Genomic DNA, 25,331 nt, shown 5'->3' with positions numbered 1-25,331 from the left:
CATCTGGTTCGGGTAGTTCTGAATTAATTTTAAATTATATGCCGGTAACTCTTTACATCAATTTATTATTTGCTCATTATTATGGGCGAAAAGTCAGAGACTTTTACGCAGCTTTTACGACAAAGTTATGCTTTGAATGAACACTTTTCGGAACTGGTATAAAATCTTAACTTAATGACATTGCGCTTGCGCTAGCGGGGATTTTTATTTTTAATCAGTACATAAAATGGCATATCCATAATTATCAGACCAACCTGATTTTAGAGGTAACAATTTTCTTGTATGCGCTTCCCTTGACATTCCAACTTTTTCTAAAACACTTATTGAGCCAATATTTCCGATCGCGCAACCTGCCTCAATTCTGTGAAGTTTTAATGTTTCAAAACCAAAAGCTATTATTTTTTTTAAACTTTCTGTAGCATAACCTTTATTCCAATAATTGGAATCAAATTTAAACCAAACTTCAGCATTTCTATACTTTTCTTTTCCTAAATTTATTCCAATTAATCCGATAAATTCTTTTTCTCCATTTAATTCGACCGCAAAAGAGAAATGCTTGTTATTCTCCAAATTATTGTTAAAAATCCAATTTTCGACAATAATTTTGGTTTCGTTAATATTATTTGGAATTCCTAATGTATTAAATTCATCAGTTTCAGCCAAACTATGTAATTTGTGAATGTTATCAATGTCACTTTCCGCGATTGTTCGCAAATTCAATCTTTCCGTATTAAAATTTAAGTTATTCATTTCAGGTTTTTATTCTAATTTTAAAATTTTGGGTGAAATCTTCAGTTTTTCTTAACTCCTCTGTTATATTATATTTCCTTGATAGCTTCATTTTCAGCTTTTTTTTGTTTTAAGAGTTTTTGTTGTTCGTCGTTTTTGTCATTATCCAACTTTCTTTTATGTTTGTATTCCGTTGAAATATACCTTATGTAGATAATGTTCTCAGTGTTTCTTATTACTTTCCTAAATCTAGAATTTGTGTTAATAAAACTTGATTGTTTTGTAGCAAATAAACCACCTAGCATCTTATCACCCTCATCACTTTTTCTATATTTAGCCATTTCAGGACTCTTATCTAAAGAATACTCTATACTTGGTTTGTGTATTTGACTTTGTTCAAGATGTTGTGAAATTATTATGTCGGCGGTAGAGGTTTTAACTGAAATTGAATCCTGCTGTAGAACGTACATTTCACTACTAATACCTTTATTTTCTTCGTCCTTTAAACCTGCTAGATTAGAACTATCTATAAAAGCATTTGGTAATCGTATTAACTTGTTATTTTCATCAAGATATGACATTGCGGGGCTATATTTAGGATTGTTTTCCCAAACAGATTTTTCTTGGTAAGTTATTTTCTTTAGAGCAGGTAATTTGTATTTTTCTTGGAATAATTTGTATTTACATTCTGATGCCGATAATGTGATTTCGTATAATCTCGCGTCCGCAAAATAAGGATAGAACTCTGTTCCGCAATTTTCCACCTGATAATAGTACTTGTCTTGTTCGTTGATATGTGACAACTTCCCTTCAGACACCAAAAATTTATTTACTTCACGAAATTCACTAGTAGTCATTCCTCCCCAATATTGAAGGAAAAATTTTTTCTTCTGAGCAATGATTTCACGAAGTTTTAAACTATCTTGATTTACTTGTTTTACCTCTGTATGAACTTTTTTGTTATTCTGGCAGGATAAAATAAAGACTGCTAAAAATAGTAGTAACAGTGTATTAGTTGTTTTATTCATAGAATATTTTTCAAAGTTTTTCTCGCTTCTACTATAGCTTCTCTTTTAGGAGATTAAGCTATCATATAAAGTTCCGCCGCTTCTCGTCAGTTGCGAAGTTCGGAACTTTATATTTTCCATTAAAGATAAAATTTCTTGCGAAACGTATAAGTGAATTTACCACAAAATTCGCAATCTTGCCAAATGGCTGTTGTGCGATCGTGCTTATTCTAGGTCCATGATAATCGCAATATTTTCTTTTATTTTTTCAATTAAATCGGTTGGCAATTTTCCAACTTTTTCAAATAATCTTTTGTTGTCGATTGCTCGAATTTGATCAATCATTATGTCGCAATCTTCATGTAAATTTGCCATTCCCTTTTTAATATGAACTCTTAAAATATCAGAATCATCTTCAACGTTTGTAGTTATTGGACAAACGATTGTTGAGGGATGCGATACTTTATTCAGCAAATTTGTTTGAACAATTAGAACAGGCCTAGATTTACCTGCCTCAGTTCCTATTTGTGGATTCAAGTCAGCAATCCAAATTTCGTATTGATTAATCTGCATAGTCAATTTTTTCAAATTCTTTTAAAATGTTCATTGAATCTTTTTTGACTAATTCGGATTCGGCTTTAAGTCTTTTTTCTAAAATTTGTCTTTTCTGTACTTTATTATAATATTCAATTGCTTCGTTGATATATCTATTTCTAGGAATACTGATTCTTGAAAGAATTTTTTCGGTTTCTCCGAAAATTGAATCATCTATTTTAAGTGATACTGTTTTCATATGTTTTAATTTGATATCACAAAGGTATATCTTTTTTAGACATGAAGTTGTTTAGTACGATTTTTTTTTTTCGCATGTCGCACAACGTCAGTTCGTCTAAAACCCTCTAAACGAGCTGTATTTGGTTAAACAGTGAGTAAATATATGTTATTTAAACTACAATTAAAACTCGTTCTGGCAAAACTCGCTTTATGATTATTAAAATAAAACAGTCCGTAAAAAGGGTTAAATATTGCTCTTAGTATCCCAAAATATAAATCCATTTGCACAGAATACGAACAAATCCGGAAAGAATTGTGGCGCAAGCCTTGGGTTGTATTTGCTAAGAAGCCTTTTGGAAGTCCAAAGTCTGTGGTGGAATATTTGGGCAGATACACCCATAAAATTGCCATTAGCAACCATCGAATCAAGAACATTGACAATGAAAACGTGACTTTTACTTATAAGGATTACCGAGTAGCGGGTGTGAAAAAACAAATGACACTCACGCACAAAGAGTTTATTCGCCGATTTTCATTGCATATTTTGTCCAAACGTTTTGTAAAAATAAGACATTATGGTTTTTTGAGCAGCACTTGGAAGCGACAAAAGCTGAAACTTTTACAGGAAAAACTTAGGGTAAAAGTTTTAAAAAAAGTAGAAAAGAAGCCTTTTTTACCCAAGTGTCCGTGTTGTAAAACAGGAAATTTACACCGAATAGCAGTTTTCGACCAGCGCGGTCCATCAGCTTGGTTTCTTGGCGGTAGCCAAAGTTCAAGTTCCTATGAAAATTAAATTTATGGGTAAGGGAATTTGCGTCCCAAAGTGATGGGAAACACGAAAAAAACCAAGTAGAAAACACTCCAAAAAAAAAGAGGCTCGCTTGCCTCTTGTAATTCTCTCTAAAATTTTTACGATAAGTGCATAGGTTGACGGACGTGGAATCGGTTCCGTTCAACCCGGGTTTACCTCATTGAATTTATTTTTGTTGGTATTCGGTGATTATAATTCATTGTTTGTGCTGCGCACGCAACGAAACCCTAGCTGTTATAGGCAGGCATTCTTGTCGTTATTGTGCTAAAGTTTATTTTCAGCAATCACTCTTTTCAAGTTTTCGCCCCAAAATGGAAATCGTTCGTAAAATTTAATACAATCTGCCAATGTTTTCGGTTCTTCAAGTCCTGGCAAAATGTATGTTTCAAAATCCATCATCATTGCTTTTAGGAACTCTTCAAAATTTGTATTGTCTTTTATAGAATAGCCTTGATTGTTTCCGAACTTTCTATTTATTCTGTCAGGTAAAAATGTTCCTTCATCAAGATGTGTTGTCAAGTCGAAGTAGGTTGCTTTTTTCTTTTGTTCGTCTTTCACGGTTGCCTTTAATGCAATACCAATATTAAATCGAAAGTCAACATTGTCTTTTGAGTTCCAAGAATAATTTTGAAGATTAATTACACTAAAAAAATCGCCTTTGTCTTTCCACCAAGTTTGCCCAGAAGTCTGATAACCGTTTTGTTTAAGAGTCGGTTTCAAATAGGACTTTATGAACTCGGTTTGTTTTTCTTTAGCTGTCATTTTTGTCGTGAATATTTTTTGTCTGTTTTCTGTTATGCTTGCCTATAACGTTCCCAGGCTTTGAGATGGTGTGTGCTTCGTAACCTTTCAACTTTCTGCTTTGCAGAAAATATGATGCGAAACGGTAATTCCACTAAATCACACACTATATCAAAACGGCTGTTACCTGCTGTGTTTTCTTTTCAGCACAATATTCATCTAATGTTTTTTCAATATTTTTTAACATTTTAATAAATTCTTCGATTTCTAAATTACCGTCTTCGTCTACTGAAAATGCGTTTTGAATTGTTGCTAAAGTTGAAGATGAGCCGGCTCTAAATTTATTAGGTTTTGAAATTGTTAAGCTATGTTTTTTTGCAAAAGGTTGTATTTCTGAAAGTATTTTTCGAAGAGTATCAACACTTGGATTCCAATCTGCAATTTTCACGACTACTTTAATTCCTCTTTCGAAAGAATTTTCAATTTGAATATAAAGACTACATTCTGCAGTACCAGTCCAATGATACCAAAAACCTAGAAAGCCTCCCATTTGATTTGCTACATAACGCCAGTCTGTCCACTCGGATATATTTTCTTGCAATGTTATGTAAAAACCTTCTCCTGCCTTCCATTTTGAAGTGATGTTTTCAAATTTTGTATAAGAGTTTGTTGTGTTTTCAATTATAGTAAGATAATCTTTGAAGTCATTGAAAATTTCATTTGTTATGGGTCGTTTATTTAATACATTTAAGACCTTTTTTCTATCGATAGTATGGTATCCTTTCTCTGTAATTTTTTTGAGTGTAGTTAAACTTTCATTTCCTGTTTTCAAATAAACAAAAACAAGTTTGTGGTTTTTTTCCTTGTAGTGATTAGTCGCAATTTGTTTGTAACGTTCTAATTGTTCAGAATGTTCTCCAGTATTCGTTTTATCTTCGATAGCTATAAAATACTCGTCATTTATTTCAGCCCAAATGTCAATATTATTCCATTGTCTACCTGCAATAATTTTGTTGATTTCAAAGTCTGTCGTCTTTCCGAGTAGTAGTCTTACAAAATCTTTTGAAGTCTCATTAAGTTGTTTATCGTATTGGCTATGCTCACTGTCTGCCCACTGTAAGAACCACGTGAAAAATCCATCTTGTGATAATTCTTTTGTAGCAAAATTAAATATGTTTGGTTTCATAGCTATGAGAAAATTATATAATTATTTCTACCCTTATTGTATTCAAATAAAGAGTTTTTGAATGCTTCAGTATCACTTTTTGACAAGTATTTAGCTTCAACCCAACCACCTGTTGCCTTTATACTAATATTTGCCCCAAAAAGATGTTCGTCAACTCTAATGTTTCTAATAAAACGAAAAGCAATGATGTTTTTATTAATTCCAATGAAATACCAATTTCTTTTTTCTACAGTAATCGTTTCATTTTCATAATCTACAGTTAAAACCCAAGGATTTATTATGTGGGCTAATTGTCCATTGAAAAATAATGCAATTAGGGACGATTTTGATTTTATTAAATTCATATTAAAATGTTTTTACCCAAGATATAATTCCTGCTGTTAAAGATATAACTAAACATATAATAAGTGCATAAATTCCGTCAACAATATAATCTTTAAAAGTGACATCATATTCTCGATAACCTTTGGAACGTCTACCATCTTTAACTCTTCCTTTTAAACTTCTATATCCTAATAATAAAATTAGTGTAATAATAAAGGAAGTTGAAAAAGCTTTAGTGAAACCATATTTGAACCCTTCTTTCATTTGGGCTTCATTAGGTTTAATTTCCTCAACATAATTTTTGTTTACGTAACCCTCTTTTTCAGAAATGGTTATTTTAATCCAATCACCATCATCAGCAATTGATTTTATTGTATCTTTTTGATTTAATTGCCCAATAACTTTTGAGTTTTTGTTTGTTTCCTCTCTTACATTTAAAGTTTTAGCTTTTACAATATAAGTTTGTGAAATTGCAAGTTGAGTTATGAAAAATGCAAAAATGAAACATTTTAGTTTAAATATTTTCATTAGAATATTAGGTAAAGAATTAAACCAACGATTATAAATGAATAAAGAAACTCAAGGTAAACATTCCTCTCGTTTTTCTTAATTGATTTTTCAAGTTCAGATGCTCTCCAAATATTATTCTTTTTTCTCTCTATTTCATTTTCAATTTTAGAAATATTTGATTTTGCAAAATCAATATCGTCAATATGATGGTCTAATAAATCTATTATTTGTTGTATTTTCTCCATTGCTTCTTTATCTTAATTGAAAACTTGTAACTAAATCGTTTTGAATGTTTATTTTTAATCTAAAGGTGCCATCATTACCGCGATTATTTATTTTATCATAAAAATAAGTTTCCCATTTATTGTTTGCATCTGAACTTTCATTAATTTTTTCTGGATTTCCAATAAAATAATCAAGAAAGACTTTGTGTAGACCAACAAATGGCTTTTCATAATTGACCAATTCATTTACACTTTCTGCACCATACAATTCAATTAATTTTTCTTTAATTAAATTGAATTGTTGTCCTTTTACTTCATTTGTTTTATTGATTGCAGTTTCTAAATTAATTTCAGTTTCATTCAATTTATTATTCTCATTTGTAATTTGCTCTCTTAATATTTCTTTTGAAATTTCTTTAAGATTTTCTTTCGAGTTGTTATTTATAATTAATTTATCATCTTTTATCTTCTTTTCAATTTTAAAAATTGAAGATATCCTATAGTATAAGATTATTATTAAAATTCCAATTCCAACAATTGTAAAAAATGAAAATAAATCATAGAAATAGTATAAAGTTCCAATTATTGTAAAAATGAAACCTATTAGAAATGATTTTAAAACTAATGAAAAATTACCTAAAATATCTAATTGAACCAATTTTCTTTTTAGTAAATAAAGAAACCCAAAACATAAAGCAGAAATAAAAAGTAAAGCTTTAAAAAAATAACTTTTAAAAAGGATATTTAACACGTGTAGTTTTAAAGTTTCTCTTTTACTTGTAATTTCGCTTAAATATTCACTTTTTACAAAACCTTTCAATGAATCTTTATAAATTGCTTTACTCCAACCATTTTCTGTTTCAGTAATTATTAATGTATCCTCTTGTTTAATTTCGGTTAATACTTTTGAGTCTGTTGTTGCATTTTCTCTCAAATTTATATTTTTAATTGAAATTGCGGTTATTGTATCTGAATTAGATGAAAACACTAAGTTGAATGTTAGAAGTAGTAAAATTATGTTTAACTTCATATTATAAAAATTTATATATTATTATTTTAAAAATTAATAAAACATACATAGAAACAATTGCTTTGCGCGTTATATACAGGTATTTAGGCTCACCATAATTGTGTTTTGTTTCATTGTTTTTGTATCGTTTATCTGCATTGCCAGATTTGGTCTTGTGCTTAATTTTTGAATATACACCACTTCCTGAAATTGATTCAACAGTTACTATAAATAAGCAGACACCAAAAAAAATAAAACTATCTAAAATAAAACTTAAAACAAATATTATTGTTGGAAATATATACTTACAAAACACATCAAATTTATTGTAATTTTTAGTATTTTTTTTACTCTCATCTTCTCCTTCATAATAGCCCTTTGCTGGATTAAATTTATGTATGAAATAAAATGAAGTATGCATAAATATTATTGCAAAAATCAATTTTAAAAAACCATATATGAATATCATTTATTTTGAATTTAATGTTTATTGGATATTCCGCTGCAAAGTTAAATTGTTATTACGCCAAACTGTGTCGTTGTTTTTTAGCACTTTCGTTCTTTTAACATAGCAGGTAACGTCCCGTGGCTTTGTCTTGTTGCCGAAAATACAAGACCAACTTTAAAACAAACCTAATGTCAGAAAGTACAAAACCAACATCAAATGAAGCCGAAAACGGCAATAAGTCAAAACCGCTGTTAGCAAATCGGCTTCATTTTAGGGCTTGGATTGAAAAACAGAAATATATGGCAATTCAAGGTAAACCTGATTTAGAAACTTTACAAAGTTTTATGTTTCATTTTGGTGATGAAGCAATTTTAATGGAATCCACTTTGTTAAAAGACAGTAAAGGAAAAGAAATATTTGAAGGCGACATTCTGAAATTTATGCACCATTTGCATAAAGTTTTTAGAGTAAGAGGCGGTTTGGTTATAAATTCTCATTTAGATGATTTTTGCAAAGATTCTACTCCATTTTATGAGGCTTGTGCAGATATGCAAACCTCTCAATGGATTGAACAATGTGAAATTATAGGTAATATTTTTCAAAATCCTGAACTTCTCGTTAAAGCGAATTGATGTTAAAGCTGTTTGCTAACTAGTATATACCCGCTACAAACTAGCGCTTATACACCCAATTTGGTTGGCTTTGCGATACTTTGTTACGTTTTACCTGTTTTCAAATATATAAATAAATTATTATAAATTATCAAAGCAACTTATATTGTTGAATCCCACGACCCGACCTATCAGATATAGTGTCACTAAGGATAGCGCGGTTTTGCAAACCGTGCCCGCCAACGAATGCAGATAAAACAAGTCAGAAAAGCTATATCCTTAAAGCGGGATAGCTTTTTTACGTTTTAATGTCAGTTTTTTTTATGGTTTTGTTAGCTTTATTTCTTCGGCTACCTACCGACTAAGTGTTATAATTACCAATTGGAATGGGCACGGTTTGCAAAACCGCGCTATCTGTTAAGGAGAAAATTTAGTGTATTTCCGAGCCATCTGGTTCGGGTTGTTCTGAATTAATTTTAATTATATGCCGGTAACACTTTATATCAATTTATTATTTGCTCATTATTGTGGGCGCAAAGTCAGAGGCGTTTACGCAGCTTATACGACAAATTTATTCTTTGAAAGAACACTTTGCGGCGTCTGGAGAGCTACTAACGTTCTAATATTATGTGATTCCTCCTTCGTCGGAATGACAAAACGTGCGTAATTCAGTATGTTTTGTATAGGAAGTTTGTCATCTCGACGAAGGAGAGATCACACAAGTAGCTCTACAATCCTAGTAAGATTCAATTCATTTTTCTCTGCGCTGTGAGAAGTCTCCAGACTTCGTAGCCATGGTCTATATGTCTTTAACGCTTTACACTCATATATTATTTGCTCATTATTGTGGGCGCAAAGTCAGAGACGTTTGCGCAGCTTATACGACAAATTTATTCTTTAAATGAACAACTTTGCGGAGGTGGGGACATTTGCGCAGCTTATACGATAAATTTAATCTTTAAATGAACACTTTGCGGAGCTGGGTATCATAAAATTGTTATTGGGTTGATTGAATAGTAATTGGCAATGAATAATTAACTCTGACTTTTCGGCCTTCGTGTTCGCCAGGAATCCACTTAGGACATATTGATAAAACTCTAATTGCTTCTTTTCCAGTTCCGTAACCTATATCTCTAATAACTTTTATATCGGTAAGTGAACCATCTTTTTCTATTACAAACGAAACATAAACCTTACCTTTCAAACCTTCTTCCTTAGGAGTTTTATAGTTGTTTCCTATATATTTGTAGAATTTGTCCATTCCTCCAGGAAAATCAGGCTTTACCTCGATACCGGAAGTGTTGTAAATTTCATCATCTAATTCATTTTTGGCATCCAATTCATTTTTGGCATCCAATTCCTCTTTTATTTTATGTTTTTCAATTTTTGTTAGCCATTTATCATTAATTAAATTTTTCTCTGTAACAATTACATAATTTTCAGGGTCATCCATAGCGTCTTCAATTTTTTCTTTAACTAGTTTTAAACCCTTACTAAAAATGATTACATATTCGTTTGTTGAATGCCAGCAACACCCGCTTTTTTGAAAAGTTATTATACGTTTATTTTTTTTATCTATTTGGAACATACCCAAATTAGTCGAAGCAAGTGCTGTCAATTCTTTACTTAGTAAAAACTCTTTTTTAGTTACATTAAAAACATAAATATTAAAAGAAGCTTCAAAATAACTACTGTTGTTCCCATTTCTTATAGCTACGTCTTTATAGCCGTCAAAATTATAGTCACCAAAAGTAACGGGCAAATCTTCATCGTATGTACCAATAGTTCCATCTTCTTTTTTAAATGTTGAAGATTTTTTTATTCTATTTTTACTTCCTTGTTCTGTGTAAAAAAATAAATTTTCAGAATAAATTTTCTGAGTAAAATTTAAATTTTCTTTTGAATTAATTGTAATCGTTCCCTTACCCGAACAAGTATTATTCTCACATTTTGCAACTACAAATTTTACTGTATATTGATTTGACAGTTCATTTTCAATAAAGTTATTTTGTGAAAATCCAAATTTTGATAATAATATAAGTGAAATGATAAAATATTTTTTTTTCATTTTAAGATGAATTATGTTTTGGCAAAATTACCGCTAAGGTTCTGCTAATAGGCACTGTTATGACTAATGGAAAGTGTACTTTCCATTATTACTAAACGAAGTTAAGAAAATGAACGTTCCCAGAAACGAAAAGTTAGTAATTGAGCTTATTAGCGGTTAGGCTTTTTATTTACCAACGAGAAAGATTCTCATACAATTGTCCAATTTTTTGAGTTTCGATTTCGTATTGTGCTGATGCTTTTGGTAAATTAAATTTTTCGACATTTTTGTCTTCCATTAGATTTGCCCAATATGAAGGATAATTTTCAGCTACTTTTATACCACCAAATTCCTTCACGATTAAATTATGAATTTTTATTCCCAATCCTTGTATTTCGTCATTAGGAATATTTACTGCCTTTTCGTTTTTGCGTAACCATAAGATTAATTCGTCGGCACCAATTTTAATTTTTGTTGTCATAATTTCTATTTTTAATTTCTATTCGATTTCTTTCGAGTGTCAACTCAAGTTGACGGCTAACTTGTATATAGGTTTGACAAAGCTACCCTAAATTGGGCTGCTTTGTCTGACAAGCGTCAGTGTTTATTTAATTTCAAATATATAAATAAATTATTACAAATTATCAAAGCAATTTTTTATTGTTGAATACTTTTCGCGCGTGAAGGATGGCAGTGAAAATCCTTTTATGAAGCGAAGTGCAATAAAAGATTATAACGCACAGCCTTACCCGCAGTTTTTACGGAGGGACACGCCCAAATTATTTCGCTGTGCGAAGTCTCCCGACTTCGTACCAAATCCAATATGCCGTTAACACTTTATACTTACTGGCGCTAAGTCAGAGACGTTTGCGCAGCTTATATGACACGTTTATTCTTTGAATGAACACTTTGCCGAGCTTTGCCTGCTGTTAACGGTAATTTATTCTTTTACACTTTTTAATCGCTGATCAAACATCATTTTTGAAGTGCTAACGACCTTAATTTTTGATGAATCTGGATGAACAGGGTTTATTAAATAATTAAATTCTTTTGGTACAATACTACTAGGGACTTTTAAAATGGCAGCTTCATTGTAATTTACGAAATCATCACCGATGGTTTGAGTTGTTAAAGATGGTGGTTTTGAATTCCAATCATTTGGTAAATCTTCCAGCTTTACTTCCTGTATAGTAATTCCATCGGGTACTTCAATTTCGACATAAAAACGATCATCGGGTAAATCCTCGCTTAAATCTAAATGAACAGAAACTTCCAATGTTGCTAAAGCTCTAGTTTCAGCAGTATAAACGATTCTAGTATTCAGACTATTCCAGCGATAACCTTCAGAAATCGACGCGCCTATTCCATTTAACGTAGTACTCAAATATTTTTCACGTTCAATTCTAAATACTATCATTACGCTAAATTTCCGAATTCTAAGCGATTCAAACTAAACTTAACCTCGTTAATCCCTGTTATTGTGTCAAGCATATTTTCGGGTGAGCTTCCCCCAATGGACAAGTTAGGTTTCTTTAACCAGCGTTGAAATTTTTCTTCCTCGTTATTGAAAACTTCTAAGCCATAGTCAATTAACTCGTTAATTAGAATCACTAATTCACTATTTCTACTGTCCAAAAGTAAATGTTCACTTTTTTTCTTATTATATGTAGTTTGTGGAATTCCAACTATTGCCAGAACTGACTTTATGGGATTATTAAGCCTTTTGCTAATTAATTCAATTGAATCATATGGAATGCCAGCTCTGATGATACTAACGCGCTCAAGCTTATTGCTCCATTTATATTCTTTGCCATCAAAACTCAATAAAGATTTTCTAATATTTACAACATTACCAGATGCTTTTAGGACACTTCTTTTAGTGTCGAAAGGCTTTGTTCTACGTGTGGCTTTCCCCATGGCGCAACTAATTTATTGTAAACATACAATATTTTTGTTGTTAAAACGAAAAAATTCCAACATAATTATCACTAATTCGTCAAAATTTCTAAGCAATTTTATATGTCGCATATCACGACCCGCGTGAAGGATGGCAGTGGAGCTCTTTTATGGGCTGCCTTTTTTTGGCAGGCGATAAAAAGCGGGAACGTACAGCCTGACCCGTAGTTGCGAGGAGGGACGACGAAGCAATCTGGAGGGACACGCCCAAATTATTTTCCTTTTTTAACCTCTGATTTTTTCAAATAACTGCCTAAAATTCAAAATGGTAAAATACTTGTTTGGGTTGCAAAAATTTTATAATTTTGCAGTCCAATTTTATTATGTAAATTAAAGAAGAAGATGGATATCAAAAGAGTAGCAATAAACGCTGTGACCGAAACAATTGTAATGACTGTTGTTCACATGGATTACAAAGGACAAGTTGCAAAAAGAATAAACGAAAAAATGCCTTTGGCAACGGTTAAAGGATTTAGAAAAGGAGCTGTGCCTAAAGATCTTGTTGAAAAACAATACGGTAAAGCAATCAAACAGGAAGAAGTTCAGAAAGTGGTAGATTTAGCTTTGGAGCGTTTCGTACAATCAGAAAGATTAAACCTTCTTGGAACGCCACTTGCTAAAGTAAACGAAGACTTTGACTGGAGTGCTGAAGAATTGGTTTTTGAATATGAAATAGGATTGGTTCCTAATTTCGAATTGGATCTTGAAGCTAAAAATGACATCGTTAAATATGTGGTTTCAGCGGATGATAAAATGATTGAAGGCCAGTTGGAAAGAATCCAAAAACAATTTGGAACTGCAATTCCTCAAGAAGTTGTTGCTGCAGATTCAGATGTAACGGGAACTTTTACAAACGAAGAAAAAGGAATTAATAACGCAACGACTATTGCTGCTGATCTTTTTAAAGACAAAGCGACTTTTGATTTATTCATCGGTAAAAAAGCAGGAGATGTTGTGACGGTAAATACTAAAGGTTTATTTGAAGACGACCACCAATTGATGGACGTGATGAAAGTAAGTCATGATGACGTTCACGGATTAGAGGTTGAAGTGAACTTCACAATCGAAGCGATCAACACGGCTGAATTAGCAGAATTGAACCAAGAATTGTTCGACAAATTGTTTGGTGCTGGAACTGTTTCTTCACTTGAAGAATTGAAAGCGAAAATCAAAGAAGATGCCGAAACTCAATTTGCGCAACAAGCGGATCAAAAATTATTAGGGGATGTAACGGAATTTTTGATCGAAAGCACCAAATTTGATTTACCTTCTGAATTCCTTAAAAAATGGTTGCAAACTGTAGGGGAGAAAAAATTATCTCCTGAGGAGGCTGAAGTTGAATATGCACGTTCTGAAAAAGGATTGCGTTTTCAATTGATCGAAGGTAGAGCTATGGCTCAATCTGACATCAAAATCACTTTTGAAGACTTGAAAACATTCACTACAAAAAACATCCGTCAGCAAATGGCACAATTCGGACAAACAAATCCTACTGACGAAGAAGTTCAAGGAATTGTAGCAAGAGTTTTGTCAAACCAAGACGAGGTGAAAAGACTTTCGGACCAAGTTGTTGCTGATAAATTATTGGAATTATTCAAAGAAAAAGCAAATCCTACCACTAAAGAAGTGACGTATGACGAATTTATTGCAGCGTCTTACGGAGAATAAATTTTAGTCGTAAAGTCAAATGTCATAAAGTCAAAAGTTGAAAAGACGGAAACAATTTCGTTAGTTATTTCAAATTTTAAGATTCTATTACAAATACAAAACAATAAAAAATAAGTATATTTGAGCGTCAGAAAATATTTTTCTGGCGCTTTTTTGTTTTACTTAATGTTTAGGAGCCAATCCAGCTATCCGTTACAAGTTTTTTTATGGCAGCCTTTTTTGTACGGCAAAAAAAGAGCTTCCTTTGGTCGCTTTTTTTTACCAACAAAAAATAGTCAGCCATCGCAAAAAGCTTTTCACTGCTATCTGGGCTAGTTATACGACATATTGACATCATTTGTAAATAGGTATGACCTTTGCATTATAGAAAACAGACAGGATAAAATATAAAACTTAGAACAAAAAATATGAACTACGGTAAAGAATTTAAAAAATTTGCTACAAAGGACCACGGCGTAAACTCTATGTATTACGATAAAATCGTAGGCGCAATGACTCCTAAAAACATGACTCCCTATATCATTGAAGAACGTCAGTTGAATATTTCACAATTAGACGTTTTCTCCAGATTGATGATGGACAGAATTATATTCCTTGGAACAGGAATAGACGACCAAATTGCAAACATCGTTCAAGCACAATTGTTATTCCTTGAAAGTGCCGATGCTTCTAAAGATATTCAAATTTATTTGAATTCTCCAGGAGGAAGCGTTTACGCAGGATTAGGAATTTATGACACGATGCAATACATTAAACCAGATGTAGCAACGATATGTACCGGAATGGCAGCTTCCATGGGAGCAGTGCTTTTATGTGCCGGTGCAGCAGGAAAACGTTCGGCATTGCCACATTCAAGAGTAATGATTCACCAACCATCAGGTGGAGCGCAAGGAGTAGCAACGGATATGGAAATCAACTTACGTGAAATGTTGAAACTTAAAGATGAGTTGTATAAAATTATCTCTCACCACTCCGGACAAACTTTCGATAAGGTTCATACGGATAGTGAGCGTGATTATTGGATGATCGCCGAAGAAGCAAAAGCATACGGAATGATTGATGAAGTTTTAATAAGAGGATAAAAATATAGTCGAAAGTCTAAGGTCGAAAGTCTAAAGCAATGCTAGGAACTTTCGACTTTACGACTTTTGACTTTAGACTTAAAAGAATGGCAAAAGTAGTATTAGAATGTTCGTTTTGTGGAAGAAAGAAGCCAGAAACCCAATTATTGATTGCTGGGATCAATGCACATATCTGTGATAAATGTATTGAACAAGCGCACGGGATTGTTCTTGAAGAAATAAAATCTAGTGGAAGTTCAAAGCTGGTTGGAGATTTGATTTTAAAGAAACCAAAAGAAATCAGAGCGTTTTTGGATCAATATGTGATTGGACAGGACCAAACTAAAAAGGTGATGTCGGTTGCGGTTTACAATCACTACAAGCGTTTGATGCAACAGCAACTGGACGATGAGGTTGAGATTGAAAAAAGTAACATCATCATGGTGGGACAAACAGGAACAGGAAAAACATTGGTGGCTAAAACCATTGCAAAAATGTTGGATGTGCCTTTAGCGATTGTTGATGCGACAGTTCTTACTGAAGCAGGTTATGTTGGGGAAGATGTCGAAAGTATTTTGACACGTCTTTTACAAGCTGCCGATTATGATGTTGCCAAAGCCGAACGCGGCATTGTATTCATTGACGAAATAGATAAAATTGCACGTAAAAGTGACAATCCTTCTATTACGCGAGATGTTTCCGGTGAAGGGGTGCAACAAGCATTATTGAAATTATTGGAAGGAACGGTTGTGAATGTACCACCAAAAGGAGGACGCAAGCACCCGGACCAAAAATTTGTGGAGGTAAATACACAAAATATTTTGTTTATTGCCGGTGGTGCTTTTGATGGAATCGAAAGAATAATTTCGAAACGATTGAACCGTCAAGCGGTGGGGTATTCCACTTCAAAAAATGTGGACAACATTGACAAAGACAATTTGTTGCAATACATTATTCCAAAAGACATCAAAGATTTTGGTTTGATTCCGGAGATTATTGGTCGTTTGCCAGTATTGACACACATGGATCCTTTAGATAGAGAAACCTTGCGTGCAATTTTGACACAACCTAAAAATGCGTTAATCAAACAATACGAGAAGTTGTTTTTGATGGATGATGTTGAATTCACGATTACCAATGAAGCACTGGATTTTATTGTTGATAAAGCATTAGAATATAAATTAGGAGCACGTGGATTGCGTTCGTTATGTGAAGCTATCTTGACCGATGCGATGTATGAATTGCCTAGTTCTGATGATAAAGTATTAGAAATTGACGTAACTTATGCTAAAGAAACGTTGAATAAAAACTTATTGAAGCGTTTGGAGATTGCATCGTAAAAAATGCATTTTTCTTAAAAATATAAACCTGTTCATTCATTTGAACAGGTTTTTTTATGGGGAAATTACACTATTTGTTATTGTTCAAAAAAAGGAACATTATTATTTTTTATCAACGTCAGATTGTCGATTTTTGTACATTCTAAATCAATTATATATAAGATGCAAAAAGACGAGATAGAGGTAATTTTATTAAAAGTTTCTGGACAAGATAAACCGGGAGTCACTGCTGGTTTAACATCCATCTTGGCTACTTATGATGCTATTATTTTAGATATTGGACAAGCGGATATTCATGATACGCTTTCTTTAGGTATTTTATTTGAAATAAAAGCGGGTTCTTCTTCTGGTCCAGTTTTAAAAGACTTGTTATTTAAAGCATACGAATTGGGTGTCAAAGTCAAGTTTATTCCTATATCCATTGCAGATTACGAAATTTGGGTCAAAGCGCAGCGCAAACAACGCTACAGCATCAATGTTTTAGGAGAGACACTGACAGCGGTTCAATTAGCGGCTGTAACCAAAATACTGTCCAACCAAAATTTGAATATTGATGCAATTAAAAGATTAACCGGCAGGGTATCTATTATTGATAAAGAAGAATTCCCTCGTTCGTGCATACAATTGTCGGTTACAGGAACGATTGTAGATAAAACGTTCATGACCGCCAGTTTTATGGAAATTTCCAGAACATTGGATGTAGATATTTCTTTTCAGGAAGACAACATGTATCGCAGAAACCGCCGTTTGGTGTGTTTTGATATGGATTCGACCTTAATACAAACCGAAGTCATTGATGAATTGGCTGAATTAGCGGGTGTGGGAGAGCAAGTTAGAGCAATCACAGAAGCAGCCATGAACGGTGAAATCGATTTTAGCGAAAGCTTCAAGCAACGCATGGCCTTGCTTGAAGGCTTGAGTGAAGAGGTACTGCAAACAGTTGCTGAAAATCTGCCTATTACTAAAGGAGCACATCGATTGATGAAGGCCTTGAAATATTACGGTTATAAAACCGCTATATTGTCCGGAGGTTTTACGTTTTTTGGGAAGTACCTGCAAAAAGAATTAGGTATTGATTATGTTCATGCGAATGAATTGGAAATTAAAGACGGAAAATTGACAGGTAACTATTTAGGTGAAATTGTGGATGGTAAAAAGAAAGCGGAATACCTTCAGGCAATTGCTGATAAGGAAGGCATTCATATCAACCAAACTATTGCGGTAGGTGATGGTGCGAATGATTTGCCTATGTTGAATTTGGCAGGTTTAGGAATTGCTTTTCATGCCAAACCAACGGTAAAAGAAAAAGCAGAAAGTTCTATTTCCAGCTTGGGTCTCGACGGTGTTTTGTACCTGTTAGGCTACCATGACAGGCATATTGATATGATGGAGGAGTAAAATACTGCAGTAATTATAAAAAAAGGCTATCCAAAAAGTGATTTTTGGATAGCTTTTTTGTTTTATACTTTAATGCTAAATATTTTTTCAGGTTTTTCCAGTGTTTGTTTTTCGGAAGATTTACAAATTCCTCTGGCACCACAACTCATTCTATGTGGTCCGCAGGAACTCAATACATAAAGAACAATCAAGATGTAGAGGGTATTTTTCATCTTTTCAATTATTTTTATACGCTTTGAAACTGCATGCTTTTCAGTTGTTCCAAATAATCTCTTTGGTTAGAAAGTCTTGGAATTTTGTGTTGTCCACCCAATTTGTCCTTGCATTTTAACCAATCATAAAACAAATTTTTTCGCGCTACATTGATTACTAACAGATTTAATGTCATGTTGTTGTAACGCTTCGCTTCATAATCGGAGTTTAAGGATTGTATCGCTTCGTCTAATGCTTTCTGGAATTGTGATACATCAGCTGGAGGATTTTTAAATTCAATCATCCATTCGTGAGCACCTTTTTCTTTGCCTTCCATAAATATAGGCGCAACGGTGTAATCGACTACTTCCGTCTGGGTTAGTTTGCACGCTTTGGCAATAGCCTGATCTGTATTTTCAACCATCAATTCTTCACCAAAAACATTAATGTGATGCTTGGTTCTTCCCGTCACCCGAATTCGGTATGGATTCAATGAGGTGAAACGAACAGTATCACCAATCAAATAGCGCCACAAACCAGAATTGGTGGTAATGACCAAAGCATAATTCTTGAACAATTCCACATCTGCCAATCGAATCGTTTTTTGATCCGGGGTCCCAAAAGTATCCATTGGGATGAATTCATAGAAAATTCCGTAATCCAACATCAACAATAAATCACTAGAATTATTTAAATCCTGAATGGCAAAAAAACCTTCGGAAGCATTGTATATTTCGTAATATTTAAACTCTTTTTTTGGGAGTATTTTTTGGTATTGTTCCCGGTATGGTTCAAAATTTACGCCGCCGTGAAAGTAAACTTCCAAATTTGGCCAAATTTCAAATAGATTTCCTTTTCCGGTTTCTTCGAGCATTTTATTCATTAAAACCAGCATCCAGGAAGGAACTCCGGCAAAACTGGTTACATTTTCGTTTTTTGTTTCGTTTATAATGGCAGCAATTTTAGTTTCCCATTCGCTCATCAAGGAAATTTTGTTGCTCGGGGTACTGCTATATTCAGCCCAAATAGGCATGTTTTCGATTAATATCGCAGATAAATCTCCAAAGAACGTATTGTTGTCTTCATAGATTTGAGAGCTTCCGCCAAGACGCAGGCTTTTTCCAAGAAACAGTTCTGAATCTTCATTATTATTCAAATACAAGCACAACAAATCCTTAGTGCCTTTATAATGACATCCTTCCAGGGCTTCGTTGCTTACGGGTATGAATTTGCTTTTGGCATTTGTGGTTCCACTGGATTTGGCAAACCATTTTATCGGTGTTTCCCAAAAAACATTCTGCTCACATTTACGGGTTCTTTCAATCAATGGTTGTAATTCTTCGTAAGTAGAGATCGGAATTCTATCGGCAAAAGTGGCATAGGAATGAATCGAAGCATAATCATATTGTTTGCCTAAAACAGTATTTTTAGATGACTGAATTAAATTCATGAGCAATTCTTCCTGAACCTCGTTTGGATATTTCAAGAAAAGTTCGATCTGATGGATTCTTTGTTTGAGAACCCAAGAGGCAAACGAATTGATTATGGTTAGTGGCATTTTTAAATTATGAATTATGAATTATGAGTTATAACTTTACCAAAAATAACAAAATTTGTTTAACTAGATGTGTTAAACGGGAAACTTTAATCACAATGACATACGAAGGTGTACTTACAAAAATGCAAACTGAATTTGGAAATCCAATTCAATATTACTTGGTTTTTGAGAATAGTTTTTTAAACGTGAATCAGTTGTTGAATAAAGAACTGGAAATCAATTTTGTGGGATATCAATGTTTGAATTGTGGCAAGAAGAAAAAAATATTCCGTCAGGGATTTTGTTATGATTGTTTCTATTCCAGTGCAGCTGTTGGCGATTGGATTATGAAACCGGAGTTGAGCACCGCCCATCTTGGAATTCAGGATCGGGATTTAGCGTATGAAGAAAAAGTACAATTGCAACCGCATATTGTGTATCTGGCTTTGTCCAGCGAAGTCAAGGTAGGTGTTACCCGCAAGTCGCAAGTGCCAACTCGATGGATTGATCAGGGCGCAACCCAAGCCATTTCTATTGTAGAAGTCCCTAATAGATACTTAGCAGGAATTACGGAGGTAGCATTGAAAAATTATTATGCCGATAAAACCAATTGGAGAAAAATGCTGACTAACAATGTGGAGCAAATTGACTTAATCGCAGAACGATTGAAGGTTGAGAATCTTATTCCAACCGAAGTTCAGGAATATTTTTATTCGCAAAAAAATGATTTGTATGAGATGCACTTCCCCGTTTTGCAGTATCCAAATAAGGTAAACAGTTTGAGCTTAGATAAAACACCACAGTTTCAGGGGAAGCTTACCGGAATAAAAGGGCAATATTTACTTTTTGAAGACGGAACCGTTTTTAATGTCCGTGGTTCCGAAGGGTATATGGTTACAATTGCGGTTTAAGTAATATAATTTTGGGCGTATCCTTTTTTTAAAATAAAAATTTTAAAAAAAGGTCAGGCTGTCCGCTGTATCTTTTATTCCGCTGCGCTTCATAAAAGGATGCCGCTACCATCCTTTACGCACGTACAGCTACACGAAAACATCATGCAGACAAATCACAAACCCAATATTGCTAGCCAAGAAAAGAGGAATGTCATCACCTAAAATCCTCTTTATTATATTTTGTAAAGTTACTTTAGTTTACTTTTGTCGTATCTGCTGCTTTACTTTTCTTATTAAAAAATCCGTTTAATAATGCTGCGGCCTTAGATTTTACTTCTTCCTTAGTTACCGGAATTTTAGGAGTGGCCGTTTTTGTCGTATCTCCTGGCTTTTTGTTTTTATTGATGTAATCCGTCAAAGCGGACGTTCCTTGTTTTACCAGTCTGTCTTTTTGTTGGTTTATGAGTTGAGTGGTCAATTTAGCTACCGCATTGTTGATGTCCGTTGTGATTTTTGGATTTGTAAAATTACCCACCAATACAGCATTTATCGGAAAGCTTTCTAATTTTGCCGCATCTGCAGCAGATAATTTTGCTATTAAAGCATTGGCCTCTGAACCTAAATATTTAGCGGGAACATCAAATTTTAAATTATAATTCATGCTTTGGTCAAAACCGTGCGTTCCTCCAATGGTTGCCTTGATGTCTTTGTACTTGATATCAAAAGGTTTTACATTTACTTTTCCATCTTTGAACGTAACTGCCGCTTTCAAATCATTTAAATTGATTTTACTGACGTCAATGAATTTCAAGTTAGCACCTAAAGCGGTCAGCAAAGTCGAATTAGTTGAGTTTACAGTCGTGGAAAGCAGTTGTCCTAGTAAATCTCCAGTAAGGGTTTTCAAGTCAGGAGTCAGTGCTGTTGCATCAAGATTTCCGTTCAATTTGATGCTTGAATTTAATTTCCCGTTGATGATTCCGGAAATTGGAGCAATTTTTTTCAACAGATCCAGTTGGTTGAAGGATTGCGCAATATCAACTTGATTTAATTTTAAATCCATATTAAAAACCAGTGTTTTTCCTTTTGTGGAAACAGCTCCATTCACCGCAATAGTTCCCCCAAAAATAGATGTTTTTACATTTTCTAAAGTCACTTTTTCATCTTTCACAATCAGTTTTCCCGAAACATCTTTCAGAGTCAGATTATCATATAGCACCGTAGTCGCTTTTGCGGTAAGCGTACAATTTAAGAAAGCAGGAATCTTCATGGCATCTGCCTTTTTAGTTTTAGTTTTAGTCGTTTCACCAGTTGTCATAAAATCGTCAATGGCCAATTGTTTAGAATTCATATAAAAGTTTCCTTTCAATTCTTGATTTCTAAATATAAATCCATAAAAATTCTCTAAAACTCCAGTCACGCTAATGTCACTCTTCCCAGTAGTCGCATTCAGTTCTTTCAAATTAACTTGACTTGGATTGAATTGAACGATCGCAGTACTAATGTTCATTGTTTTTCCATTTTCATCGGCATACTGGAAGCCTGATAAACTCATGGTTCCCGCATTATTGATATTTTCGTACTGACTTTTCTCTACCGATTGCATGTCAAATTTAGTCGTAACATCAGCCTTTAAAATCCCGGATAATGGCTTATCGAGTTTTATAGGATACGCTTTAGAAAGATTGGACAAATTGATAGTTCCTTTTAACATGGCATCAACTAGTGCGTTTTGAGTAATGTTTTTGATGTTGGCTTTGGCATTAAAAACATCTTGATCTATCTTGAAAGAAAGTTGGTCAATATTGACATACGTGTCATTTAAAATTCCGGTTTCATTGGTGATTTTTGTGTCAATAATGATGTTTTGAACTGTTTTTGGTAAGTCAGGGTATTTAAAGGAAGCATTATGGGAAGCGATTTCTATATTAAATTTTGGCACCGTTGTGTCAGAATACAAGCCTTTTGCAAAACCTGCTACAGTAAAATCACCAGTTGTTTTTACGTTGTCTAAGCGTGAGGCATAGGCTGCAGGAATTATTCCCAAGAAATTTTTGAAGGAGGAAGTAGGCGTTTTAAATTTCAAATCATACTGTTGACCGGCTTCCACCATTTGAATAAATCCATCAAATTCCAGCGGCAATTGGTTGATTAACGCTTTATTTTCTTTGAAGGTGTATTTACTTTTTTCTAAATCGATTCCCAAAACGGCGTCCAGAGTCAAAGCAACATTTTTCATGTAATTGACTTGTTCCATATCCAGCGATATTTTTGCAGTAGATTTGGTTACCAAATCTAATTTTTGGGCTGCAAAATCTCCAGTTCCTTCGTGGTTCAAACTGTCGACAACCATTTTTATTTTTGAACTTTCGTCAATATAACGAAATTTGAAATTTTCGATTTTATACTCTTGGATTTTTAAGGATAACGGACTGCTTGTTCCATCGGCTGCCGTTTTTTTCTCTTTCAATGCAATGTCATAATTCCCTAGTCCGTCTTTATTGAAAATGATATTGATTAATCCGTTTTTCGAAGTGATTCCGTCAATAACTATCGCTTCATTTTTGCCTTTAAAAAGTTCCTTAATAGACATTTTTAAATTCAATTCGCCCAGTGATAGCAATGTGTCGCCTTCAAAAGGAGCTTTGTTTATGATGACTAGTTTTTCCAGTGTTACATTTGCATTAGGAAAATTTTTGAATAAGCTTAAGTCCGCTTCCGCAAAGGTGACTTTGGCATCTACTTTTTCATTGATGACTTGAGAAATTTTGGCTTTTATTTGGTCTTTAAACAGAAAAGGAGCTGCAAATAAAGTCAAGACGAGCAGGATAACGAGTATTCCGATGATTTTTAAAACTTTCTTTAGCATGATTTGAATGTCTTTAGATTTATATCTTTGGCAAAAATGGTGCCTTGTATTCCTTTACAAAAATAGTATTTTTAGGGCAGTGTAACTTTTATGGTGTTTTTATAAACAATACTTTAACTATATTGTATGAAAAAATCCGTTTAAGCAAATGCAAAAACGGATTTAATAGCAGCTTTATCTTTTTCTTTAATGCATGTTAATTTCAAACGGCATTAAGGCTTGAACGCCTTTTTGCATTTGTATTTTTTTAATTTCCTGCATAATACGATAATTTTCTTCCCCTATTTCTTCTTTTATAAAATCTGCTTTCGATTTTGCAAAAGGAAGATTTGCTAAAAGATCATCAAAGTTTTTCTCGTATTCTGGATAATTTTGAGTGCTGTAATTTTTTGTTTTCCCCAAGGAAGCCGCTTTCGCAATAGCATCGTCTAATCCTCCAATTTTATCTACGAGTCCAATTTTCAAGGCTTCTGAACCTGTCCAAACTCTACCTTGCGCAATAGCATCTACTTGTGCAAATGTCATCTTGCGTCCTTCAGCCACATGGGTTACAAAAGTTTTGTAAATGTGTTCCACACCTTCCAGCGTAACTGCTTTGAAGTTTTCATCAATGGGAACAAAAGGACTGTAATTGGCGGAATTTTCATGTGTTTTAACCTGTTCCGTATATATTCCTATTTTAGTGGCTAATGGCGTAAAGTTTGGCAATATTCCAAAAACACCAATGGAACCAGTGATTGTGTTCGCTTCAGCAAATATAGTGTTTGCATTACACGCAATATAATACCCGCCTGAAGCCGCATAATTACCCATAGAAACGACTACGGGTTTTACTTTTTTAGTCAGTTCAATCTCTCTCCAGATTAAATCTGAGGTCAAAGCACTTCCGCCCGGACTGTCAATGCGAAGTACAATTGCCTTTACATTTTTGTTTTTTCGAGCTTCTTGTAACGAGCGACGCATTGAACCTTCACCAATCACATTGACATCTCCTTCGCCACTCATAATTTCTCCTTGGGCATAAATAATGGCAATTTCATCCGTGCTGTCAGAACTTTGGGAAGTGGTAGCGATTTTCTGTGCATAATCAATTACAGATACTTTGTTGTATTCCTTATCTGTAGTTACATTAAGCACTTTTCGTATGGCATTATGGTACACATCTTCATAAGCAATGATATCTACTAATTTTTGGTTTTTTGCCATTTCCGGAGTTCTTGCAAGAAGTCCGTTGGCAATTTCATTTAATTTAGCCACAGAGATGTTTCTGCTTTTAGCAATGTCAGCGGTGATGGAGTTCCAAACAGAATTCAGTAAAGCTGTCGTTTGTTCTCTATTAGCATCACTCATTTTATTTTCTAAAAACGGCTCCACAGCACTTTTGTATTTTCCATGGCGGATTACTTCCATTTTTAGCCCTGATTTTTCCTGAAAGTCTTTAAAAAACATAAGTTCAGCAGAAAGTCCTTTGAAATCCATATCTCCCACAGGATTTATATAAATGGGACTGGCCACAGAATTTAAGTAATATTCTTTTTGCGAATAGGAGTTGGCGTAAGCCATGACGAATTTTCCTGATTTTTTAAAGTGTTCCAAAGCATCTCTCAAGGCCTTACTCTGAGCCATTCCTAGCGATGAAACATTGTTCAATATAGAAATTCCTTTGATATCATCATCCGTTTCAGCCGCTTCAACGGCATTGATAATATCAGATAAACCTACTTTTTTGTTTTCTGAAAAAATAGTCATCCACGGATCTTTGTATTTCCCGGCATAATCATTCTGTATGTCTTCTAAATTCAGTTCAATAACAGAATTGTCTTTTATCGTAACGCCTTCAGATTCACCGCCAAAAATGGCTCCAACAAGGATTATTCCAAAAAAGAATAACATGAAGAAAACAAAAATACCTATAATAGTCGCTAATACATTTCCTAAAAATTTCATAATTATATTTTTTTTATAAGTCGTACAAAACATTGAAATGTTACAAGCCGTG

The 25,331-nt window shown here is 33.6% G+C and carries 25 protein-coding genes and 1 pseudogene; 7 read left to right on the top strand and 19 right to left on the bottom strand.

Translation table 11 applies throughout. The annotated features are described in order from the left end of the window. Positions 1 to 210: 210 nt before the first annotated feature. From EKM00_RS08925 to EKM00_RS08910, 4 genes are all read right to left on the bottom strand, one after another. On the bottom strand, positions 211 to 750 hold the full coding sequence (locus tag EKM00_RS08925) for a GNAT family N-acetyltransferase (RefSeq protein ID WP_126458604.1): 540 nt from the start codon (positions 748 to 750) through the stop codon (positions 211 to 213). Between the two features lie 68 nt (positions 751 to 818). Continuing rightward, entirely contained in the window at positions 819 to 1,757 is a 939-nt protein-coding gene (locus tag EKM00_RS08920) for a hypothetical protein (RefSeq protein WP_126515941.1), read from the bottom strand. A 204-nt stretch (positions 1,758 to 1,961) separates the two neighbouring features. Further along, positions 1,962 to 2,309: a type II toxin-antitoxin system PemK/MazF family toxin gene (locus EKM00_RS08915; protein WP_126515940.1), complete on the bottom strand. Its 348-nt coding sequence runs from the start codon at positions 2,307 to 2,309 to the stop codon at positions 1,962 to 1,964. Beyond that, positions 2,299 to 2,529, bottom strand: coding sequence for a hypothetical protein (locus EKM00_RS08910; RefSeq protein ID WP_066082045.1), 231 nt, complete (start codon positions 2,527 to 2,529; stop codon positions 2,299 to 2,301). Before EKM00_RS08910 ends, EKM00_RS08915 begins: the two co-directional genes overlap by 11 nt. Positions 2,530 to 2,799: 270 nt before the next feature. Between EKM00_RS08910 and EKM00_RS08905 the strand changes: the two are divergent. Next, positions 2,800 to 3,303: pseudogene (locus EKM00_RS08905) on the top strand (IS91 family transposase); the annotation flags it as partial. 282 nt (positions 3,304 to 3,585) lie between these two features. Here the strand turns inward: EKM00_RS08905 and EKM00_RS08900 are convergent. The 7 genes from EKM00_RS08900 to EKM00_RS08870 all read right to left on the bottom strand — a co-directional run bounded on the left by EKM00_RS08900 (position 3,586) and on the right by EKM00_RS08870 (position 7,784). After that, a complete protein-coding gene (locus EKM00_RS08900) occupies positions 3,586 to 4,083 on the bottom strand; it encodes a DUF4304 domain-containing protein (RefSeq protein ID WP_126515939.1) in 498 nt (165 codons plus the stop codon). Positions 4,084 to 4,228: 145 nt separating this feature from the next. Next, positions 4,229 to 5,248 carry a PD-(D/E)XK nuclease family protein gene (locus EKM00_RS08895; RefSeq protein WP_126515938.1) on the bottom strand — a complete coding sequence of 340 codons (1,020 nt, stop codon included), beginning with the start codon at positions 5,246 to 5,248 and terminating at the stop codon, positions 4,229 to 4,231. Between the two features lie 2 nt (positions 5,249 to 5,250). Further along, positions 5,251 to 5,592, bottom strand: a complete 342-nt coding sequence (locus EKM00_RS08890) for a hypothetical protein (RefSeq protein ID WP_233592266.1) — start codon at positions 5,590 to 5,592, stop codon at positions 5,251 to 5,253. Between the two features lies 1 nt (position 5,593). Further along, a complete protein-coding gene (locus EKM00_RS08885) occupies positions 5,594 to 6,100 on the bottom strand; it encodes an SH3 domain-containing protein (protein WP_126515937.1) in 507 nt (168 codons plus the stop codon). Next, on the bottom strand, positions 6,100 to 6,327 hold the full coding sequence (locus EKM00_RS08880; RefSeq protein WP_126515936.1) for a hypothetical protein: 228 nt from the start codon (positions 6,325 to 6,327) through the stop codon (positions 6,100 to 6,102). Before EKM00_RS08880 ends, EKM00_RS08885 begins: the two co-directional genes overlap by 1 nt. Before the next feature lie 7 nt (positions 6,328 to 6,334). Next, entirely contained in the window at positions 6,335 to 7,336 is a 1,002-nt protein-coding gene (locus tag EKM00_RS08875; RefSeq protein ID WP_126515935.1) for an SH3 domain-containing protein, read from the bottom strand. A 1-nt stretch (position 7,337) separates the two neighbouring features. Continuing rightward, the gene (locus tag EKM00_RS08870) at positions 7,338 to 7,784 is read right to left on the bottom strand and encodes a hypothetical protein (RefSeq protein ID WP_126515934.1); all 447 of its coding nucleotides are present in this window, start codon (positions 7,782 to 7,784) and stop codon (positions 7,338 to 7,340) included. Positions 7,785 to 7,951: 167 nt separating this feature from the next. On the opposite strand from EKM00_RS08870, the gene EKM00_RS08865 reads away from it, so the two are divergent. Continuing rightward, entirely contained in the window at positions 7,952 to 8,395 is a 444-nt protein-coding gene (locus EKM00_RS08865; protein ID WP_126515933.1) for a YopX family protein, read from the top strand. A gap of 976 nt (positions 8,396 to 9,371) precedes the next feature. Here the strand turns inward: EKM00_RS08865 and EKM00_RS14935 are convergent. The 4 genes from EKM00_RS14935 to parS all read right to left on the bottom strand — a co-directional run bounded on the left by EKM00_RS14935 (position 9,372) and on the right by parS (position 12,338). Then, a complete protein-coding gene (locus EKM00_RS14935) occupies positions 9,372 to 10,442 on the bottom strand; it encodes an energy transducer TonB (RefSeq protein WP_233592265.1) in 1,071 nt (356 codons plus the stop codon). A gap of 169 nt (positions 10,443 to 10,611) precedes the next feature. Further along, positions 10,612 to 10,902, bottom strand: a complete 291-nt coding sequence (locus EKM00_RS08855; RefSeq protein WP_126515932.1) for a hypothetical protein — start codon at positions 10,900 to 10,902, stop codon at positions 10,612 to 10,614. A gap of 459 nt (positions 10,903 to 11,361) precedes the next feature. After that, positions 11,362 to 11,838 (bottom strand): RES family NAD+ phosphorylase, encoded by a 477-nt coding sequence (locus EKM00_RS08850; protein ID WP_126451733.1) that lies wholly within the window; start codon positions 11,836 to 11,838, stop codon positions 11,362 to 11,364. Further along, on the bottom strand, positions 11,838 to 12,338 hold the full coding sequence (gene parS / locus EKM00_RS08845) for a type II RES/Xre toxin-antitoxin system antitoxin (protein WP_126515931.1): 501 nt from the start codon (positions 12,336 to 12,338) through the stop codon (positions 11,838 to 11,840). The genes EKM00_RS08850 and parS overlap by 1 nt, the downstream gene beginning before the upstream one ends. A 381-nt stretch (positions 12,339 to 12,719) precedes the next feature. Between parS and EKM00_RS08840 the strand changes: the two genes are divergently transcribed. The 4 genes from EKM00_RS08840 to serB all read left to right on the top strand — a co-directional run bounded on the left by EKM00_RS08840 (position 12,720) and on the right by serB (position 17,844). After that, a complete protein-coding gene (locus EKM00_RS08840) occupies positions 12,720 to 14,045 on the top strand; it encodes a trigger factor (RefSeq protein WP_126515930.1) in 1,326 nt (441 codons plus the stop codon). A gap of 407 nt (positions 14,046 to 14,452) precedes the next feature. Next, positions 14,453 to 15,127, top strand: a complete 675-nt coding sequence (clpP, locus tag EKM00_RS08835) for an ATP-dependent Clp endopeptidase proteolytic subunit ClpP (protein WP_073351820.1) — start codon at positions 14,453 to 14,455, stop codon at positions 15,125 to 15,127. Between the two features lie 86 nt (positions 15,128 to 15,213). Next, the gene (gene clpX / locus EKM00_RS08830; protein WP_126515929.1) at positions 15,214 to 16,446 is read left to right on the top strand and encodes an ATP-dependent Clp protease ATP-binding subunit ClpX; all 1,233 of its coding nucleotides are present in this window, start codon (positions 15,214 to 15,216) and stop codon (positions 16,444 to 16,446) included. A gap of 162 nt (positions 16,447 to 16,608) precedes the next feature. Further along, entirely contained in the window at positions 16,609 to 17,844 is a 1,236-nt protein-coding gene (serB, locus tag EKM00_RS08825; protein WP_126515928.1) for a phosphoserine phosphatase SerB, read from the top strand. 62 nt (positions 17,845 to 17,906) lie between these two features. Here the strand turns inward: serB and EKM00_RS14730 are convergent, their stop codons facing one another. Both EKM00_RS14730 and EKM00_RS08820 read right to left on the bottom strand, forming a co-directional pair. Next, positions 17,907 to 18,056, bottom strand: a complete 150-nt coding sequence (locus EKM00_RS14730) for a hypothetical protein (RefSeq protein ID WP_158614888.1) — start codon at positions 18,054 to 18,056, stop codon at positions 17,907 to 17,909. Between the two features lie 14 nt (positions 18,057 to 18,070). After that, positions 18,071 to 19,594 (bottom strand): GH3 auxin-responsive promoter family protein, encoded by a 1,524-nt coding sequence (locus EKM00_RS08820; protein ID WP_126451740.1) that lies wholly within the window; start codon positions 19,592 to 19,594, stop codon positions 18,071 to 18,073. 95 nt (positions 19,595 to 19,689) lie between these two features. On the opposite strand from EKM00_RS08820, the gene EKM00_RS08815 reads away from it, so the two are divergent. Continuing rightward, positions 19,690 to 20,484: a DUF2797 domain-containing protein gene (locus tag EKM00_RS08815; protein ID WP_126451741.1), complete on the top strand. Its 795-nt coding sequence runs from the start codon at positions 19,690 to 19,692 to the stop codon at positions 20,482 to 20,484. 235 nt (positions 20,485 to 20,719) lie between these two features. On the opposite strand, the gene EKM00_RS08810 is transcribed toward EKM00_RS08815, so the two are convergent. Both EKM00_RS08810 and sppA read right to left on the bottom strand, forming a co-directional pair. Continuing rightward, a complete protein-coding gene (locus tag EKM00_RS08810) occupies positions 20,720 to 23,332 on the bottom strand; it encodes an AsmA-like C-terminal region-containing protein (protein ID WP_126515927.1) in 2,613 nt (870 codons plus the stop codon). A 186-nt stretch (positions 23,333 to 23,518) separates the two neighbouring features. Then, positions 23,519 to 25,279: a signal peptide peptidase SppA gene (sppA, locus tag EKM00_RS08805; RefSeq protein WP_126515926.1), complete on the bottom strand. Its 1,761-nt coding sequence runs from the start codon at positions 25,277 to 25,279 to the stop codon at positions 23,519 to 23,521. Between the last annotated feature and the right edge of the window lie 52 nt (positions 25,280 to 25,331).

It is taken from the genome of Flavobacterium sp. RSP15 (assembly GCF_003968755.1).
GTDB lineage: Bacteria > Bacteroidota > Bacteroidia > Flavobacteriales > Flavobacteriaceae > Flavobacterium.
This window is presented reverse-complemented; position numbering and strand designations above follow the sequence as displayed.